The organism is Microcoleus sp. LEGE 07076 (assembly GCF_015207455.1).
In the GTDB taxonomy this organism is placed as follows: Bacteria; Cyanobacteriota; Cyanobacteriia; order Cyanobacteriales; family Microcoleaceae; genus Microcoleus.
Genome location: NZ_JADEWV010000134.1, coordinates 1 through 17,153, shown reverse-complemented (window position 1 = coordinate 17,153; position 17,153 = coordinate 1). Strand labels below are relative to the sequence as shown.

The 17,153-nt window shown below is 45.6% G+C and carries 9 protein-coding genes and 1 tRNA gene; 5 read left to right on the top strand and 5 right to left on the bottom strand.

Features of this window, described 5'->3' with window-relative positions; all coding sequences use genetic code 11:
- Positions 1-67: 67 nt before the first annotated feature.
- The 3 genes from IQ270_RS20270 to murA form a co-directional block, all read right to left on the bottom strand.
- Positions 68-149, bottom strand: a tRNA-Leu gene (locus IQ270_RS20270).
- A complete protein-coding gene (locus IQ270_RS20265) occupies positions 128-1,000 on the bottom strand; it encodes a M48 family metallopeptidase (protein ID WP_193975010.1) in 873 nt (290 codons plus the stop codon). The genes IQ270_RS20270 and IQ270_RS20265 overlap by 22 nt, the downstream gene beginning before the upstream one ends.
- 185 nt (positions 1,001-1,185) lie before the next feature.
- Complete coding sequence (gene murA, locus IQ270_RS20260) at positions 1,186-2,580, bottom strand: UDP-N-acetylglucosamine 1-carboxyvinyltransferase (protein ID WP_193975008.1); 1,395 nt, start codon at positions 2,578-2,580, stop codon at positions 1,186-1,188.
- A 509-nt stretch (positions 2,581-3,089) separates the two neighbouring features.
- Between murA and smc the strand changes: the two genes are divergently transcribed.
- The 5 genes from smc to IQ270_RS20235 all read left to right on the top strand — a co-directional run bounded on the left by smc (position 3,090) and on the right by IQ270_RS20235 (position 14,047).
- A complete protein-coding gene (smc, locus tag IQ270_RS20255; RefSeq protein ID WP_193975005.1) occupies positions 3,090-6,947 on the top strand; it encodes a chromosome segregation protein SMC in 3,858 nt (1,285 codons plus the stop codon).
- Between the two features lie 453 nt (positions 6,948-7,400).
- On the top strand, positions 7,401-8,411 hold the full coding sequence (locus IQ270_RS20250; protein ID WP_193975003.1) for a PRC-barrel domain-containing protein: 1,011 nt from the start codon (positions 7,401-7,403) through the stop codon (positions 8,409-8,411).
- A 530-nt stretch (positions 8,412-8,941) separates the two neighbouring features.
- Positions 8,942-9,898: an SGNH/GDSL hydrolase family protein gene (locus IQ270_RS20245; RefSeq protein WP_228056543.1), complete on the top strand. Its 957-nt coding sequence runs from the start codon at positions 8,942-8,944 to the stop codon at positions 9,896-9,898.
- Between the two features lie 68 nt (positions 9,899-9,966).
- Positions 9,967-12,111: a hypothetical protein gene (locus tag IQ270_RS20240; protein WP_193974999.1), complete on the top strand. Its 2,145-nt coding sequence runs from the start codon at positions 9,967-9,969 to the stop codon at positions 12,109-12,111.
- Positions 12,112-12,214: 103 nt separating this feature from the next.
- The gene (locus IQ270_RS20235; RefSeq protein ID WP_193974997.1) at positions 12,215-14,047 is read left to right on the top strand and encodes a DUF6798 domain-containing protein; all 1,833 of its coding nucleotides are present in this window, start codon (positions 12,215-12,217) and stop codon (positions 14,045-14,047) included.
- A 182-nt stretch (positions 14,048-14,229) separates the two neighbouring features.
- On the opposite strand, the gene IQ270_RS20230 is transcribed toward IQ270_RS20235, so the two are convergent.
- Positions 14,230-15,204 (bottom strand): glycosyltransferase family 2 protein, encoded by a 975-nt coding sequence (locus tag IQ270_RS20230; RefSeq protein ID WP_193974995.1) that lies wholly within the window; start codon positions 15,202-15,204, stop codon positions 14,230-14,232.
- A 92-nt stretch (positions 15,205-15,296) separates the two neighbouring features.
- Positions 15,297-17,075, bottom strand: coding sequence for a hypothetical protein (locus tag IQ270_RS20225; RefSeq protein WP_193974993.1), 1,779 nt, complete (start codon positions 17,073-17,075; stop codon positions 15,297-15,299).
- Positions 17,076-17,153 lie beyond the last annotated feature (78 nt).

Here is a 17,153-nt window from a genome sequence, read left to right as displayed (position 1 = left end):
TCCCAATATAAATTAGGGCTCCAGAATTATCATCTGGAACCCTAGATTTATTAAGCTTTTTTAGTAGTGGGCAGGGAGAGAATCGAACTCTCATACCTTTCGGTGTCAGATTTTGAGTCTGATGCGTCTACCAATTTCGCCACCCGCCCTTTTTATTGGTCTCACGATCATAGCACGCCGATCGATTTTTGTCAAGCAAAGATTCATAATCTTTTGAACTTGCCCAGCGATCGATCTCTCTGGCGCGCAATACTGGTACAGGATGGGACAACTGAGACGTTTGAGCTTGTTTGAGCATTTCCCCCAATTCCGTGCTGCTGAGGTCGTCGTAGGCTCGCGCTTGGGCCAAAAACGCATCGACATTCAGTTTCGGTGCTAGCGTCGGCGAACCTCCCGCCAGTTTCATCAACACAGATGCTACCACTTTTGGGTCTTGGGTGGCGAGCAAGGCGGCGCGATCGCACGTAAATTCTGCACACCGCAACCATTCCAACATTTGCACCTGCAAGCCCTGGGCGAGTACGGTTCCCAGAGGCGAAATTTGACCGGCGGCCAATACAATTAAATTAGCCAGAGTCAGGTAAACTCCGTGTTCGCACTTCAAATGCCCCAACTCGTGAGCAATTACTGCTTTCACTTCTTCGTCGGTGAGCAAATCAATCAGCGAAGTGTGCATCACCACAAACGGCTGCTTTCCGCGCATGGCAAAGGTGTAAGCATTCGGCATCGGATGCTGGCGGACATAAAGCTGCGGTACTTCCAAATCCAGAGTTTTGCACGCATCCACCAGCAATTGATACAAATCTGGCAATTGATTTTCGCTGACTTGGACGCTGGAAGCGAGATTTTCGAGCATGAAAAACTGTTCGCCGAGTTGTCCCAGCAACTGCCGCACCATCAAATCTAGTCCGGGCAGTTGTTTGAGAGAGTTGGTGGCTTCCAAGTCTAGCGGGTGGCGAAACTGGTCTGCTTTTAAACCGATGAGCGGGATGTTTAACATTTTAGTTATTAGTCAGTTGGGAATTGGCAGTGGTTATTTGTTATTTGTTATTTGTTATTTGTTATTTATTATTTGTTATTTATTAGTTCTCATAACTAATAAATAATAAATCTTCGACCCTTCGACTACGCGAGCGGGCATCGCAAATAACCGACAACCAATAACAAATAACCACTAACTACTAACTAACAGTTTAAACTCGATCGCCCGGGATTGACAGGAACATGAACATTAGCAGCGTCTGTCCCCTCTTTGACACGCCGCAAGTTAGCTCCCAATTTTTGCAGCTTCACCTCTAACTGCTCGTAGCCGCGGTCTAAATGCTGCAAGCTGCTGATTGTGGTGACACCATCTGCCGCCAGTCCTGCTAGCACCAAAGCTGCCGAAGCCCGCAAATCTGTGGCTATTACCGGCGCTCCCGACAGCCTCGATACTCCGCGCACCACGGCGACATTGCCTTTAACTCGAATGTCGGCACCCATGCGGTTGAGTTCTGCTACGTGGCGCAAGCGGTTCTCAAACACTGTTTCCTTGATGATGCTGTCTCCTTCGCTCAGCGTCAGCAAAGCCATAAACTGAGCTTGCATATCTGTGGGGAAACCCGGGTAAGGCAAAGTTTCGATGTCTGTGGCGCAGTGAGTTTGACCGGGAACTATTCGCAAAATGTCGGGGGATTCTGCAATAATTTTCGCCCCGATTGTCTGCAATTTGGCAATGACTGCGGTCAGGTGGTCGGGAATGACGGGGGACAAACTAAGTTCTGAGTTGGTGATGGCTCCTGCTATTAAAAATGTTCCGGCTTCGATGCGATCGGGAATAATGGAATAGTCTACCGCGTGCAGTCTCGGAACTCCCGAAATGACGATCGTATTTGTGCCGGCACCTTGAATTTTGGCTCCCATCGCGCGGCAGAAATTCGCCAAATCGATGACTTCGGGCTCTTGAGCGGCATTTTCTATTACGGTTTCCCCTTCGGCCAGAGTCGCCGCCATCATCAAAGTTTCGGTTGCGCCGACGCTGGGGTAGTCCAAATAAATTTTGGCTCCTTTGAGGCGGCGGTTGGGCCCTTTGACGTAAGCGTGAACAGTACCGTGGTCGATGTGGACTTCAGCGCCGAGGGCTTGCAGGCCGCGGACGTGGAGCTCGACGGGCCGCGCGCCGATGGCGCACCCACCGGGTAAAGGCACTTTGGCAAATCCCAAACGCGCTAGCAGCGGCCCGATAATGAAAAAGCTCGCCCGCAATTGGCTGACTAATTCGTAGGGGGCTTGAGCGTCTATGAGGTGGCTGGCGTTGATGTCTAAAACGCCCGCATTTTGCTCTAATTTGACTCCTACAGCCGAGAGAATTTGCCCCATGCGGGCGACATCGGCGAGACCGGGAACGTTGCGGAGGCGACAATCGTCGGGACACAGCAGGGCTCCGGCCATCACGACTAAGGCTGAGTTTTTGGCACCGCTGATTTTGACGTGTCCTTTCAGGGGCTGGCGACCCCAAATTTGTAATACTTCTTGGTCGCTTTCGGGTGAAGCTGACGGATTAGACGAGTTCTGAGCTGGTGTAATGGGTTTGCCCTCCATATGCGTTTCGTTACTTTATACATTATTAATTTTGGTTCGATTTTACCGGAAAGTTTTTATATGTCTAGGGGGTATGTTAGAAATTTCAGGGGTTATTTTTGCTGGCATTCTTTATGGGTGAGGATTTCAGGTACGATGGCACAAATAATCTCGATCGTACCTAATTTAGTTATCGGTATCAAAATTTACTATTTTTGGCTGTCGGTCACAGCAGGGATGCGGCACTGTTGTCTAACAGCTTTTTAAGCCCAGACTTGGGCGCGCCGGGCCAGAAACCGGGAAAAGACGGAGGAAAATAGGCGCGCTGTCACCGCCGGCAAAGGTAAAAAACCCGGTTTCTTTGTCGGGAGTGCGTCCTGCTGGAGTGAGGTACAACCAGACTGAGGTTGTTGACAGAAGTGTAATCTACCTGTTCGATCGACTATGCTGGAAAGTTCACATATTGTCGATCGGCCCAATGCCTGTGTTAACCTGTGACTACAACCTAGAGCCAAAGCTAGTCCTAGCAAATGGTTCACATTAAGCGGATCGAACTAACTAACTTTAAATCTTTTGGCGGCACAACGTCCATTCCCGTGCTGCCCGGTTTCACTGTGGTTTCCGGGCCCAACGGTTCTGGGAAGTCCAACATCCTCGATGCTTTGCTGTTTTGTCTGGGACTTTCGACTTCTAAGGGAATGCGGGCCGAACGTTTGCCGGATTTGGTGAACAGCGCCCAAAATAAACGGGGTACGATTGAAGCTAGCGTGACTGCGACTTTTGCGCTGGAAGATGTGGGCGATGAATGGTTCGCCCGGGATGAAGATGAGGACGAAAATGCAGCCGATGATTTGTCGGTTGAAGCAGAAGAAGTCGAAATTGAAATCTCAGCAAATCGAGATAACAACGGACAATTTTCTGCTGCTAGTCCAGAATCGCCCGAGTTGAATGTTGCAGAAGTTGCAGAAATTCGAGATAACAACGGACAATCCTCTGCTGCTAATCCCCAATCCTCCGATGATTTATCGGTTGAAGAAGTCGAAGAGATAAAAATAGCGACCAATCAAGACAACAACGGACAACTCCTCTCTACAAATCCCAAATCCAAAATCCAAAATCCCAAATCGGATGAGTGGAGTGTGACGCGCAAACTGCGAGTAACTCGCCAAGGTACTTACACTTCAACTTATTACATTAATGGCGCACCTTGCACGCTGACTCAACTGCACGAACAACTCAACCGCTTGCGAATTTATCCTGAAGGCTATAACGTCGTTTTGCAAGGAGATGTTACTAGCATTATTTCGATGAATTCCAAGGAACGCCGAGAAATTATTGACGAACTGGCAGGAGTGGCTCAGTTCGATCGCAAAATCTCGTTGGCGAAGCAGAAGTTGGATGAAGTTAAGGAGGTGGAAGAACGCAGCCAAATTGTGGAAAAAGAGCTGATTTCTCAGCGCGAGAGACTCGCTTCCGACCGCACAAAAGCGGAAAAATATCAAAAGTTGCGGGCGGAATTTCAAGAAAAGTCGCAGTGGGAAATTGTGCTGAAATTCCAACAGTTGCAAAAGCAAGAATGGAAGCTGCGGGAACAAATCGAATCGGGCGATCGCAGTGTAGCTTCTCTCACCGAACAAGTGCAAGGAATTAGCACCCAAATTCAAGAATCAACCGTCGCACTCGATGCGCTGAACGCGCGGGTGAAAGCTTTGGGAGAGTCGGAATTGTTGGCTTTGCAAGCGACGATTGCGACTCAAGAAGCTCAACGGCGACAATTGCAAAACCGCCAGCAGGATTTGCAAACAACTGCTGGGCAAATGGCGGCTAATATAGCACAAACTGAGGAAGAAGTTCGACAATTCAGGCAAAGTTTGGAACAAATTGAGATTGAAATATCTTATGTTAAGTCTCAGGAGGAGAGTTTTCAGGAACAGCGGGACGCAGCCAAGCAAAGTTTAGATGAAAGTCGGGAAGTTGCAAATGCGATCGCCTCTAGTGCAGAAGCTTGGGTGCAGCAACAAACGGAACTGCACCGCCAAATCGAAATAATTCAACAAACTTTGGAACCGCAGCGTACAGAGCAAGCTACTATCGGAGAAAGAGCCGATCGCCTGCAAAGTCAAATTCAAGAACAAAACCAATCGCTGCAAGTATTGGAACAGGAAATTGTCGCCAAAAAAGAGCAGCAGTCTCGCCTTGTGGAAACCAAAGGCGTGACATCATTGCAAGTAGAAACGCTGAATCAGATTTTGGTGGAAGCCGAACAAGAATTGCAACTGCAACAGGAAACTCAAACTCGTTTGCTGGAAGAACAACGGGAAAGACAGCGCAAATTAGACAAGCTAGAAGTGCAGTTTCAAGCGCTGCAAGAAGCGACAGGCACGTTTACTGCAAAAATTGTCGCGCAAAGCGGAATTGGCGGAGTTTGCGGCTTGGTGGCTCAACTGGGCAGGGTGGAGCCGCGCTTTCAGTTGGCGCTGGAAATTGCGGCGGGCGGGCGCATGGGAAATATGGTGGTGGAAAATGACAGTGTGGGGGCTGCTGCGATCGAATTGTTGAAGCAAAAACGGGCGGGAAGGATGACGTTTTTGCCTTTGAATAAGATTCGAGGCGGCAGGTTTTCGGTGAATGAAAATTTGCGCCGGGCGGCGGGGTTTGTGGATGCGGCGGTGAATTTGATTGATTGCGATTCGCGCTATCTAGAAATTTTTGCTTACGTTTTTGGCAGTACGGTTGTGTTTACCAATCTGGGCGACGCGCGCCGCTATTTGGGACAGTACCGGATTGTGACTTTGGAAGGGGAAATTTTGGAAACTAGCGGGGCGATGACTGGGGGAAGTTCTACTAATAGGTCTACTTTGCATTTTGGTACGGTAGATGCTAGTGAGGCGGCGGATGAAGCTAGGACGATCGCTTCTTTGCAAGAACGTCTTGAGGAAATTGAGCGGATTTTGGAACGGTGCAAAATTGCGATCGACCGCGCTGCTGTTGCTGTCAAAACTCGCAGTCAAGAGTTGATGGAGGCGAAACAGAGTTGGCGCGAAAATCAGTTGCGCTTGGAACAGTTGGATGCAGAAATTAAGAAGCTACAAGCGCAGCAGGAACAAGTGCGATCGCAAATTGCCAAAAATACTCAGGAATTAATTGATTCGCAGTCGAGATTGCAGTTGCTGGAGGGAGAATTGCCGACGCAAGAAACTCAATTGCAGCAGTACCGCCAAACTTTGGCGCAGTTGGAAGAGTCCAACAGTCACAGCGAATGGCAGCAAATGCAGTCGGGTTTGCGCGCGCAAGAAGCCGAACTGCAAGAGCGAGAATTGGCTCTGAGAAACGCCCAGCAGCGCCAAGGAGACTTGCAAAATCAATTCGGGCGTTTGGAAGAGAAAATTAAGGAAGGTGGCGAGAAATTGCAGGAATGGCAAGTGCAGCAAAATGCGGGGGCGGGTGCGATCGCTGGCATTGTTTCGCAGCAGTTGGAACTCGATGGCCAAATTGCCGAAGCTAAGGCGGCTTTGGCCCAAATTGAGGAAAAGTTGGGGGTGGAGAAGGGCGATCGCGATCGGGCGGAATCTCAACTGCGAGAACAGCATTTAGCCAAACAGCAGTTGCAGTGGCAGTTGCAAAAACTGCACGAAACACAGCAAGAACGCCGGGAACAATTGGCCGCAGTCCGCACTCTATTGGAAACGCAGCGGGCGGAAATGCCCGATCCCGTGCCGTCGATTCCCGAAAATGTGGCTCAAGCTAATTTGACGGAATTGCAGCAGGAAGTAAAGGCGATCGCCAAACGCATTCAAGCCCTAGAACCGGTGAATATGTTAGCCCTCTCAGAGTACAACCGCACTCAAGAACGCCTGGAAGAATTGAGTCAAAAGCTGACAACCTTAGCCGGAGAACGCACTGAACTTTTGCTGAGAATCGAAAACTTTACCACCCTGAGGCGGCGCGCTTTTAAAGAAGCTTTTGATGCTGTTAACGAAAACTTCCAGACGATTTTTGCGGAACTTTCTGAAGGGGACGGGTATCTTCAGCTAGATGACCAGGAAGACCCCTTCAGCAGCGGTTTGAATTTGGTCGCTCACCCGAAGGGGAAACCCGTACAGCGGCTGGCTTCTATGTCTGGAGGCGAAAAGTCGCTGACGGCGCTGAGTTTTATTTTTGCGCTACAACGCTACCGCCCGTCTACGTTCTACGCTTTTGATGAGGTGGATATGTTTCTGGATGGGGCAAATGTGGAGCGATTAGCTAGAATGATAAAACGACAGTCTGAACAAGCCCAGTTTATTGTTGTGAGTTTGCGGCGACCTATGATTCAATCGGCTCAGCGTACAATTGGCGTGACTCAAGCGCGGGGAGCTTATACTCAAGTCATCGGACTGAAGTTGTAGTCCCGGAGTCTGTGTTAACGATCGTGTTGAGTGATATATGTACTTATTGACACTCCTCGACCTGAAGGTAGGAGGATTCTTGGCTCACCGAGACCACTTAAACTAGATTCCTTGAAGTCTCTAGCCCAGAGGTGGGACTCTCCCCAAGCGTTAATTCGGGTATGCCCTACCCTATTTGCTTTGAGGCAAGTCCTGTTTCAGTTTGAAGCAAATGCGCTTCAAATGCTGTTTGTCTAGCTCCTCTGAATCTTTTACCTACTGCGAGGTGGAGTAAGCGAAAAATGCAGTAGAACCGCTTAGATTCAATTTTCAAGGTTCAGCGCTTTGTCTTTTGACAGCTAGGTTTTTAGAGTGGTTGATTACCTGTCCACTACTACAAGCATACAGCAAAGCCGTGCTAGAAGCACGGGGGTTTTAGGCCCATTTTTATGATAAATCAGGACTAAAGTTATAATGACATCCGAACAAATCTGCCAACGCTCCGATCTTCTAGGCACTCAGGTCATCACCCGCGACAGAGGCAAACGCTTGGGTGTAGTCAGTCAATTGTGGGTGGACATCGATCGGCGAGAGGTTGTGGCGATCGGTCTGCGCGATAATATATTCGCGGTCGCTGGAATGCCGAGGTTTATGTTCCTCAGCAATGTCAGCGAAATCGGCGACGTGCTGTTGGTCGAAGATGAAAGCGCGATCGAAGATGATGTTGATGTTGAAGTCTACAGCATTTTGATTAACAGCGAAGTTATTACCGAAACCGGCGAACTTTTGGGTAGGGTGCGAGGCTTTAGATTCGACCCCGAAGACGGTAAGTTAGTTTCTATCATCATCGCTTCCCTGGGAATCCCCCAAATCCCCGACCAAGTTCTCAGCACCTACGAATTGGGAATTGAGGAAGTTGTCAGCAGCGGCCCGAACCGCTTGATTGTATTTGAAGGTTCCGAGGAAAGGCTCAGGCAGCTTAGCGTCGGTTTGCTCGAACGAGTCGGTTTGGGCCAAGCACCCTGGGAACGCGAAGAGGACGACCCAGGCTATTATCCCAAACCCGTTGCTACCGAATATCAATTGGGCCCCGGTGTGCGGATACCTGCACCGGAAATGCGTAGCCGAGTAGCAGCGCCTGCGGTAGAGGAAGTTCCTTGGGACGAGGATTCGCAGTGGAACCGGCCACCGGTGCGGCAGCAGATGCGCGCAGTGCAGCCCGAGCCGACGATCGACGATTATGATGATTACGAAGAGGATAATTGGGGAGGCTCGGACGATTACGACGACGAGGAGTACGAAGAGAAGCCCTACACTCGCCCTGAAATTTCTCGCTCGAAGCAATCAGTTGAGTACGAGTACGAGGATGATGTGGAGGCGGATGCTTGGGCTGACGATGAAGCACCCAAGCCTTACAATGCTCCTCGGGTGAATATCCCCGAGAAGACGAGGACTCCTGAGTACGAGGAGGAAGCGAATTATTAGGAATTAATCAATTAGCTCAAACCAATATTTTGCACTCTTTTTAAGAACGGGCTAGAAGCCCGTTCCACAATCTAGAAGCCCGTTCCACAATCAAGTTTACTTTTTGTGGAACGGGCTTCTAGCACGTTGCTGATATTGGTGGAAAATGCGAGTTTAAACTGAGCTGTTGCACCATTTTCCCTAAGCTTTTTATGGGCGGGTTCTCGTGCCCACCCACAAGAAAATGCACTTTTTGTGGAACGAGCTTCTAGCCCGTTGCTGATATTGGTGGAAAATGTGAGTTTAAACCAATATTTTCTAGGTACGGCTTTTACGGATAATATTTAATTATCCCAAACAATCTAGTGGGGTAGGTTGGGGGATCGGGTAAAGGCGCTCAATCTCATTACATTAAATCCACAAACTAGATAATAATTGCATGGCAGTTTACTATACTTTTGCTGACATTTCATATTATGTTAAAAATCGAAAAACATTTTGCTAAAACTGTTGCTTTCAGATTAATAACTTATCTAATTTTTCCATTTTTTTTGTCCACCACTACGGCTGAAATTGTCTTGCGAGTTGCCGGATACAAACCCTGGCAAATAGAAAATGTCGATGTAGCAGTCGAACCCAAAGGTAACTTTTTCACCAAAGACTCGGAACTCGGATACAAACATTTGCCGGGAAAATTCAAAGTTACACTAAACGGCAACTACTCGTTTAATGCCACTCACCTCAACAATAGCTTAAGAATCACACATCCGCTCAACACTTACAACAAATCGTCAACCAAGCCAGAAATTTGGATATTTGGCTGTTCTTTTACTTACGGTTGGTCATTGAATGATAGCGAAACTTATGCGTGGTTGCTGCAACAAAAGTTGCCCGCCTATGAAATAGTGAATTTTGGCGTTAATGGCTACGGCACGCTGCACTCGTTTATTCAATTCAAAGCAGCTCTCAAACAACGAAAAAAACCAAAAATCGCCGTGATAGCCTATGCTAAATTTCACGACCGCCGCAATACTTTATTGAGGGCGAGAAGCAAGCAAATGAGTGCTTGGAATAAACTCGGCATTCTGTTGCAGCCAGATGCTAGGCTGAATGGAAACAATAATTTTACCTACAGCATGACCAAACTTGAATATCACGAGTGGCCGCTGATGCGGGTTTCGGCATTGGTAAATTTGCTGGAGGTTAATTACAATCAATTTGAGGAGGAATTGTACCAAAGTCACGAGGTTTCTAAGGCAGTTATTGCAGAGTTTAACCGTGTTGCTGAGGCTAATAACGTTAAGTTGGTTGTGGCGGGAATTAATGCGGGTTCTGCTAAAATGTTGGAGGAGTTAAGTCGGGAGGGAATTGCGACAGTAGATATTTCGGTTGATTTGAAAGTACCGGGAAATAATAATTTGCCTCACGATATTCATCCAAGTGCGGTGGCGAACCGACAATATGCGGAAAAGTTGGATAATTTTTTGCAGGGTACTGTTTTAAAGTGAGTTAATGAACCGCGAAGGCGCAAAGGAAGAAAGAGGAAGTTGAGGAGTTATTTGGGGTTGTTAGACTGATGGCATTATTTGATTTAAAATTGCGTCGCAAGTTTCTGATTGATGGAGTTTTTCTGTTTTTAGTTGTTTTTTTAACAGTTGGAGTAACGTCAATTTATGTATCTAGTGAACGTACTTTTTATTGGTGGGATTATGCGGGATACAATACCGCTACAGTTAATACGGCTAATTTGTTTCGAGAGTCGCCACAGAAAGCGTGGGCTGGAGTTATAGAATCGCTGGCTAAGGAAAAAAATCTGTTAATTTCTCTGCCGTTAGTGCCGTTTATTTTGTTATTTGGTGACTCTCGGTTGAGTTACATTCTCAGCATTTCGCTGATTTATGTGCTGCCTTTTCGCTTGTTGTTGGGGGCAATTTCGGCACAGTTAATTCCTGTTTATCCGCGTCGGGTTTTTGGGTCAACTGTATTGCTGAGTTTATTGATTCCGATGAGTTGGATTCCGACTTTGCGGGGATATTTGGATACTGGTGGCTGTGTGTTTGTCGGGTTGGCGATTTGGGTTTATTTGCAGGATGTTCGACTAAAATCTTGGTGGAAAGTTCCGTTAATTGGGGTTTTTCTGGCGACGGCTATTTTGTTTCGCCGACATTTTGCTTATAGTGCGATCGCATTTTTGGGTGCAGCTAGTTTACAGGCTTTTTTCGAGCTTTTTGTACTAAAAAACCGCAAGCAAACGGCGCTCAAATATAAATTATTGTTGGAATCTGGCATTAAATTGGGATTGATAGCTGCGACTATTTTGACTTTTTTAATGTTGGTAGCGGGAGATTTTACTCGCAGTGCTCTGACAGTTAATTATGGTAATTTATATGTGGCTTGGAGTTTGCCGGTTAATGATATTTTAATTCGTTATGCGTCTTTTTACGGTTTGGGAACTTGGCTGCTGGTACTGATTGGTTTGGCGGCGGGGATTCTGAGGCGGATTCTGGTACCTGGGGCGGCTGTTTTTGTTTGTTTGTTTGGGGTTTTTTCGCTGGTTGAATGGCTGTTGGTGTTGCGTTACGGCTACTTGCACTATACAATTCATGTGACACCGATCGCAGTTTTGGGATTGTCGGCGTTTTTCTGGACAATTTGGCTGACTCTCAAGGGAAATGTCCGGTATTTGATGCTGGGCGCTGCCGGTTTTTACCTGATTGTGAATGCTGCTGTCGGGTTAATTCCTGTCAAGGTAGATTTGTCTAGACTGTTTGTGAGTAATTTTGGGCCGTTAGTGCGATCGGATTACGGGGAAGTTGTAAAATTAGTAGAGTTTCTGCGAAAATTAGCACCGGATGAAGAACCAATTTATATTGCAGGTGCTTCTAACAGTTTTAATGCTAATATTCTCAGACAAGCTAATCGCCAATTAAACCCGCCGCAGGGTTGGTGGAAGTTAAATACTATCGGGAGGCCGCAAATTGATTCGCGCGATAGTTACCCGCTACCGGAGTTGTTGCAAGCGCAATATGCGGTGGTTGCTACGCCTTTTCAGCAGGTGTTACCGACAGACGAACAAGTTTTGCGATCGCACGAACAAGATGTTGTTAAAGTTGTGTGGGATGCTTTTACTCAAAATTGGGAGATTTCCCGCGATTTCCAATTGCTACCAGAACAGTTTAAGTTAGAAAGCGGCGTGACTGTTAGGGTTTATCAAAGAATTCGTCCGACGGATCCAGCCACAGCAGTTCGCACTTTATACGCGATGCAGCAACAAATAGTCGATCGACCGGGCGGGCAGTTAGATTGGATTAGTTTGCGCCAGTCAATTTACACAAGTGCCAATTATTCAGTCAGTCGAGAATCGAACAACCTATATAAAATTGTAACTCATTCTATTAAAAATAGCCACAAACTCGATACATCTTTTCTGTATTTAGGTGCAATCTCGGACAAAGCGCAAGTTACGGGAAAACTGACTTTAGCTAACAAGCAATGCCCGGGAGTTGCCCTGGGCTTGACTTTGTGGGATAAACAAGGTAACTTGATAAATTCTGCCCAGATGGAGTATGATCGCAAAAGTGCGATCAATTTAAATCTATCTGTTGGCGGTAAAAATACAACTTATTTGATGCTTGAAGTATTGAGTAGCGACAAACAGGAATTAACAAATCAATGCCAACTAGAAATTAACAATTTATCTGTAGGCAGCAAGCCTAAATAATATCATCTTCCTTGGCTAAAAATGCAATTCCTGCTTAATCGATCGAGAGAGTGCTAAAATCCGAACGGTCGCACCTAATATCTGCTAAAAAAATCAACTATTAATGCAGAATAATCACAAATCCCACAGGTATTTTAATCTATCTCTCTATACTTTTGTCATCATCGGTTCCCTGATGGCAACTGGCTACATTTTCCCCATTGGCGGCAATTTTCCCGAAGTGCCACCAATTCAATTTATGTTAAATCCTGAAGTATACAAAAACGACTATTACGTTCAGGAAATGGTTAAGTTTAATCCCCGATACTACTATTATTATATCATCTATTTGCTAGCCAATTTCGGAACAAGCATTCCCCTAGCACATTTTATTTATCAATTCCTCGCCTTCGGTTCATTTATCCTAGCCTGCTACGCAATTATCAAGATTTATACTGATTCTAAACTGCCCGCAGCAGCGATGGCTTTTTTATGTACAGCCGCTTCATTTACAGATGTTGGCAACACGCTGATATTTTCCACCAAATCTGTACCCAGTACCTTCGCTATGGCCTTCGCAATTTGGGGAATTTACTTTAGTTTGCGTCAAAAATGGTTGACAGGATATTTCTTTTTTGGATTAGCTTGTCTGCTGCAATTTTTAGTTGGTTTGTTGCCGGGATTGATGATGGTTCCCATTTTAGCGATTGAATCTGCAAGACGGCGAAAGTTCAAAACGTTGATTTTGTCGATCGCACTTTTAGCCACAATGGCAAGTATAGTATACGTACCCATGTTATTGACAGGTACCACCAACACTCACGCCATCGACAATGCCGAGTTTGTCTTCATTCACGCCAAAGTCCGCAATCCCCACCACATCCTCCCGTCTAATTGGGATGTTGGGAATTGGTTCAACTTTATCTGTTTTATGCTTGGCGGCTTGCTGTGCATCAAAAATACAAATTTACTGCCAAAAAAAGACAAAGTTAATTTTTATGTGATTCTGGGAACCTCAATTTTTGCACTTTTTCTAAATTACATATTTGTGGAAGTTTACCCGCTGGCTTTTATTGCCAAACTACAACTAGCTAGAACTGTACCTTTTGCTCAATTAATTATATTTATTGCGGTTGCTTTGACGCTAGATGAAGTTGACCCGCAAAAACAAGCATCTGTTAGCTTGCTAATACTCTCTGCAATGACTTTGCCTTTTCGAGGTATCATTTTCTTAGGATTCGCAGTTTGGCAAAATAAAAACTACATACTTCCCCAAAAATACAATATATTGTTGTGGATTTTGGCAGCAGTAACGTGTGTTTTTAGCTTAACATATCCGCTGACTGATTCATTGGAAATAATGGGCGATCGAATAATCACTCTCCCAGTCTTTTTCTCAATCCTCGCTTTTCCATTCATCCTCCAAAAAACATCATTGGCTACATCTATCAAACAGACTATAACTCATATTTTAGCTTTGCTAGCTAGTGCAATTTTAGTTCTGGGAGTAGCCGGAATTCTACCAAAACCCATATTAAATGTATTTCAAACAAGAATTAATATCAATGCCGTTCCCACGGACGATTTAAGCAGATTAGCTGTGCGATTTTCGCAGATTAGCAGCCCAGACGCACTCGTATTAATTCCACCATCAGTTACCAGTTTCCAATTTTTATCCCAAAGAGCGATTGTTGTCAACTTCAAGAACTTTCCTTTTACCGACAAAGGTATCAAACAGTGGAAAAATCGCATGGAAGCTGTTTTAGGAGTTCCCTTGAACCCGCAAATGATTTGGGGAGGAAATGACTTATTCATCCGCCGCCGCAGTGCGGATTTAGTCAAAGTAGCCATAAACTATCATGCCGATTATATCCTGACTCGCAGCGATTGGCATCCAAATATTGACGGTCAAATAGTAGACAGACAAGGTAAATGGATACTGTTTAAAATTAGGTAATACTATTCCTTAAAATTTGAAATTAGTAACATACCCCCTTGATGATTCGGCGGTTGAAACCGCCGAATCATCTCCTAGTCGCCGCAGGCAGACTTTGTTTGTGTAGACGCGGTTTCAACCGCCGAATCTTATTGGCTTTGTTTGAATTTTTGGCGGTTGAAACCGCAAAATCTTATTTCCAGTTAAACATCAAAACCCGAATCATCAATAATTTCACAAATCTGCTTGTCCACATAATCAGCAGCCACATTCCGCGCAATCAACTCAGCCAAAATCCCCAAAGAAATTAACTGCACCGACAGAATTGTACACAAAATCCCAAAAAATAACAAAGGTCGATTCCCGATCGGTCCAAAATTCATCCCCGCCAAATTCAAAAACCAAATCACAATCAAATAACTTAGCGAAACAGCCCCAATCAAGCCAAAAGATAACCCCAACCCCCCAAACAAATGACCCGGTTTGTGCAAATAGTGTGTCGTAGCCAACACTGTCAACAAATCAATAAAACCCCGCGCATAACGTTCCCAACCGTAATTTGATTTGCCGTGCTTTCGCGGATGGTGTTCGACAACTACTTCGCCAATTTTAAATCCTAAATTGTTTGCTAAAGCAGGAATGTAGCGATGCAATTCTCCGTACAATTTAATCGAGTGCAAAACTTCTCGGCGGTAAGCTTTGAAACCGCAATTCATATCGTGCATTTTCACGCCTGTCAGCCAACACGCAACGGCATTAAACAGCTTGGAAGGTAAGGTTTTAGAAAGCGGGTCGTTGCGCTGTTTTCGCCAACCGGAAACTAAATCAAATCCCGATTCTAAACGATTTAAGAATTTGGGGATTTCGGCGGGGTCGTCCTGCAAATCGGCATCGAGAGTAAAGATAATTCTTCCTGCTGCATTGCGAAATCCTGCTGAAAGTGCGGCAGACTTGCCAAAGTTGCGGCGCATTTTAATCGCCTTAATTAGTTGGCGATGTTGGCTGGCTAAATCTGCTATTTCTCGCCAAGAGGCATCGCGGCTACCATCGTCTATGAAAATGACTTCGTAACTGTCAATATCTGTTTGGGACATGACACTTTTTATTTTTTCAAACAGCAATTTGAGCGTTGCTTCTTCGTTGTGAACGGGGATTACGAAACTGAGGGCTTTTGGCATAAAGCTATTCTATTTCATTTGTGTTGTAAATGAGATTTTTTTATTAACCGCAGAGGGCGCAGAGGGCGCAGAGAAGCAGAAAGAGAGGTGTTTTAGTTTTGATCGAGAACTTGGGAGTTTCGCAAAGCTACCCAGCCTTGACGGTTTTTAAATGAGGCATAGGCTGTCAATAATGTATCTGTTGGCGATGTTTGAACGTAGCCTCTCCAAGCCGCGAATTGATAGGCCTGGCCAAACAATTTAACTAAGTCGGGGCGCGGAAATCCTGGCATGGCGAAACCTCGAACGACATTTTCTTGGTTGAGGATGGCAATACATTTTATATTTTTTTCGGGGTCTCCCACCCAGCCAATTACTCTGGCTGCTTGAGGCGCGAGTTTGGTAACAGTATCAAAATATCCGGGTACTCCGTCTTTGGGTGCCCAGAGTAAATTTGGAGCGATTTTTGTGTCTAATGCTGCACAGAAGTTGTGTTTTTTGATGTTGCGATTAAAAGGAACTAAGTTGTTAGTTTTTAAGGCATCGATTAATCCGACAAATGCGGCCGGTTTGTTGCCTACTTTGTCTTTAATTAACGTTACGTCGGTAATGCCTAATTGCAAGGAAAGTGCTACTAGCGGTTGATAGGTTGCTCTGCGGGCGATCGCCATTGCAGTTTCGCCTCCCACCCCGTACATTAAAATAACGGCGACTGTGGCGACTGCAAACAGCGGTGTCAGCCAACGTTCTTGGATTCTCGGTGCCGACTGAAACTCCCGCACGCACAAGACTGCGAGAACAATTGTGCTCATCCAAAACAAGGCTGGGAGTGTGGCGTAGCGGGAAGCGGTGGCTTGTTCGAGCCCAAATCCCGATCGGCTAACAGCGGCCATTAACGCCGTTTGCAGCGTGTACAATTGAATTGACAGCCAAGGCAGCCAATTTAGGGGCTCTACTTTTTTTACAAATAGCCAATAACTGACAAAACCCGTTACAGCAATCAAACCAATTATACCAAAAATGGACGCAACAATCACATTGTCGCTAAAAATTCCCCCGAGATAAATGGGAATATATTCAAGAGCTTTGAGCGGGTTAATTTTAGTTAAAGCAGGGTGATGAGATGGAGTTTTATAAGTTAGAAAATAAATACCCACCACCGCAATTGAAGCACCGAAATACAAATAAGTTATTCGCCGAGGAAACCGCAGCACAACCGCAGCAGCACACAATATCGGCCACAAACCCAAAGGAGTGCTGTAACTAATACAGCCTAAAATCCCAAAAACAATGCTGCCAATTACCCAGTTATTTGGTTTCCATCCCTCGTTTACAGGCTCTGCACGGGAATGAATATTCAGGGGTTGCACCTCTTTTTTTTCTAACAAAAGCAGCGCATAAAATTGCAAGCAAAATATCGAACAAATTACAAATAAATTAGCAATTATCCAGTGAACACCGCTGAATCCCCTCATCCAATTGTGAGCAGCCGCCGGAGTAAAATTAAAAATAGAAATAATCAGTACGAGCGAAATAAATTGCAGAGGAGAATGCCTCAATTTTAAGGGCAGCAAAGCAATTAATACGTGGCACTGAATCAAGGCAAAAAACCACGCAGCTAAGCACAAACCAATATTTGAGCCTTTGGTAACAGCGATATTCAAGGCATAGATAATTGCTGGAATTAAGACAAAATGCTCGTTCGCCCGAAATATCCAATTAAAAGGATTTGTTGAGAAACCGCTTACTCCATAAAAATTCCATGTCATCCACCAATAATCAAAATTAGACAAGTCTCCCGCTTGCGATATCAGGTACAAAATATAGGAGGCTGGTATCAAAATCGCGATAACTGATGCCGCAATTAAAATAGATTTTTGTTTTAATTTCATGGATTTCGGGGGAGATTTTAATTGATGGGGCAGGTTTTGCTCAATAAAGTTCAGGGGGTAGGCACGGGGGCACTACCC

Excerpts from the sequence above, each read along its gene's own strand:
- IQ270_RS20235 (WP_193974997.1), top strand. The coding sequence starts at position 12,215 with ATGCAGAATAATCACAAATCCCACAGGTATTTTAATCTATCTCTCTAT.
- IQ270_RS20250 (WP_193975003.1), top strand. The coding sequence starts at position 7,401 with ATGACATCCGAACAAATCTGCCAACGCTCCGATCTTCTAGGCACTCAG.
- murA (WP_193975008.1), bottom strand. The coding sequence starts at position 2,580 with ATGGAGGGCAAACCCATTACACCAGCTCAGAACTCGTCTAATCCGTCA.
- IQ270_RS20230 (WP_193974995.1), bottom strand. The coding sequence starts at position 15,204 with ATGCCAAAAGCCCTCAGTTTCGTAATCCCCGTTCACAACGAAGAAGCA.
- IQ270_RS20265 (WP_193975010.1), bottom strand. The coding sequence starts at position 1,000 with ATGTTAAACATCCCGCTCATCGGTTTAAAAGCAGACCAGTTTCGCCAC.
- IQ270_RS20240 (WP_193974999.1), top strand. The coding sequence starts at position 9,967 with ATGGCATTATTTGATTTAAAATTGCGTCGCAAGTTTCTGATTGATGGA.
- smc (WP_193975005.1), top strand. The coding sequence starts at position 3,090 with ATGGTTCACATTAAGCGGATCGAACTAACTAACTTTAAATCTTTTGGC.
- IQ270_RS20225 (WP_193974993.1), bottom strand. The coding sequence starts at position 17,075 with ATGAAATTAAAACAAAAATCTATTTTAATTGCGGCATCAGTTATCGCG.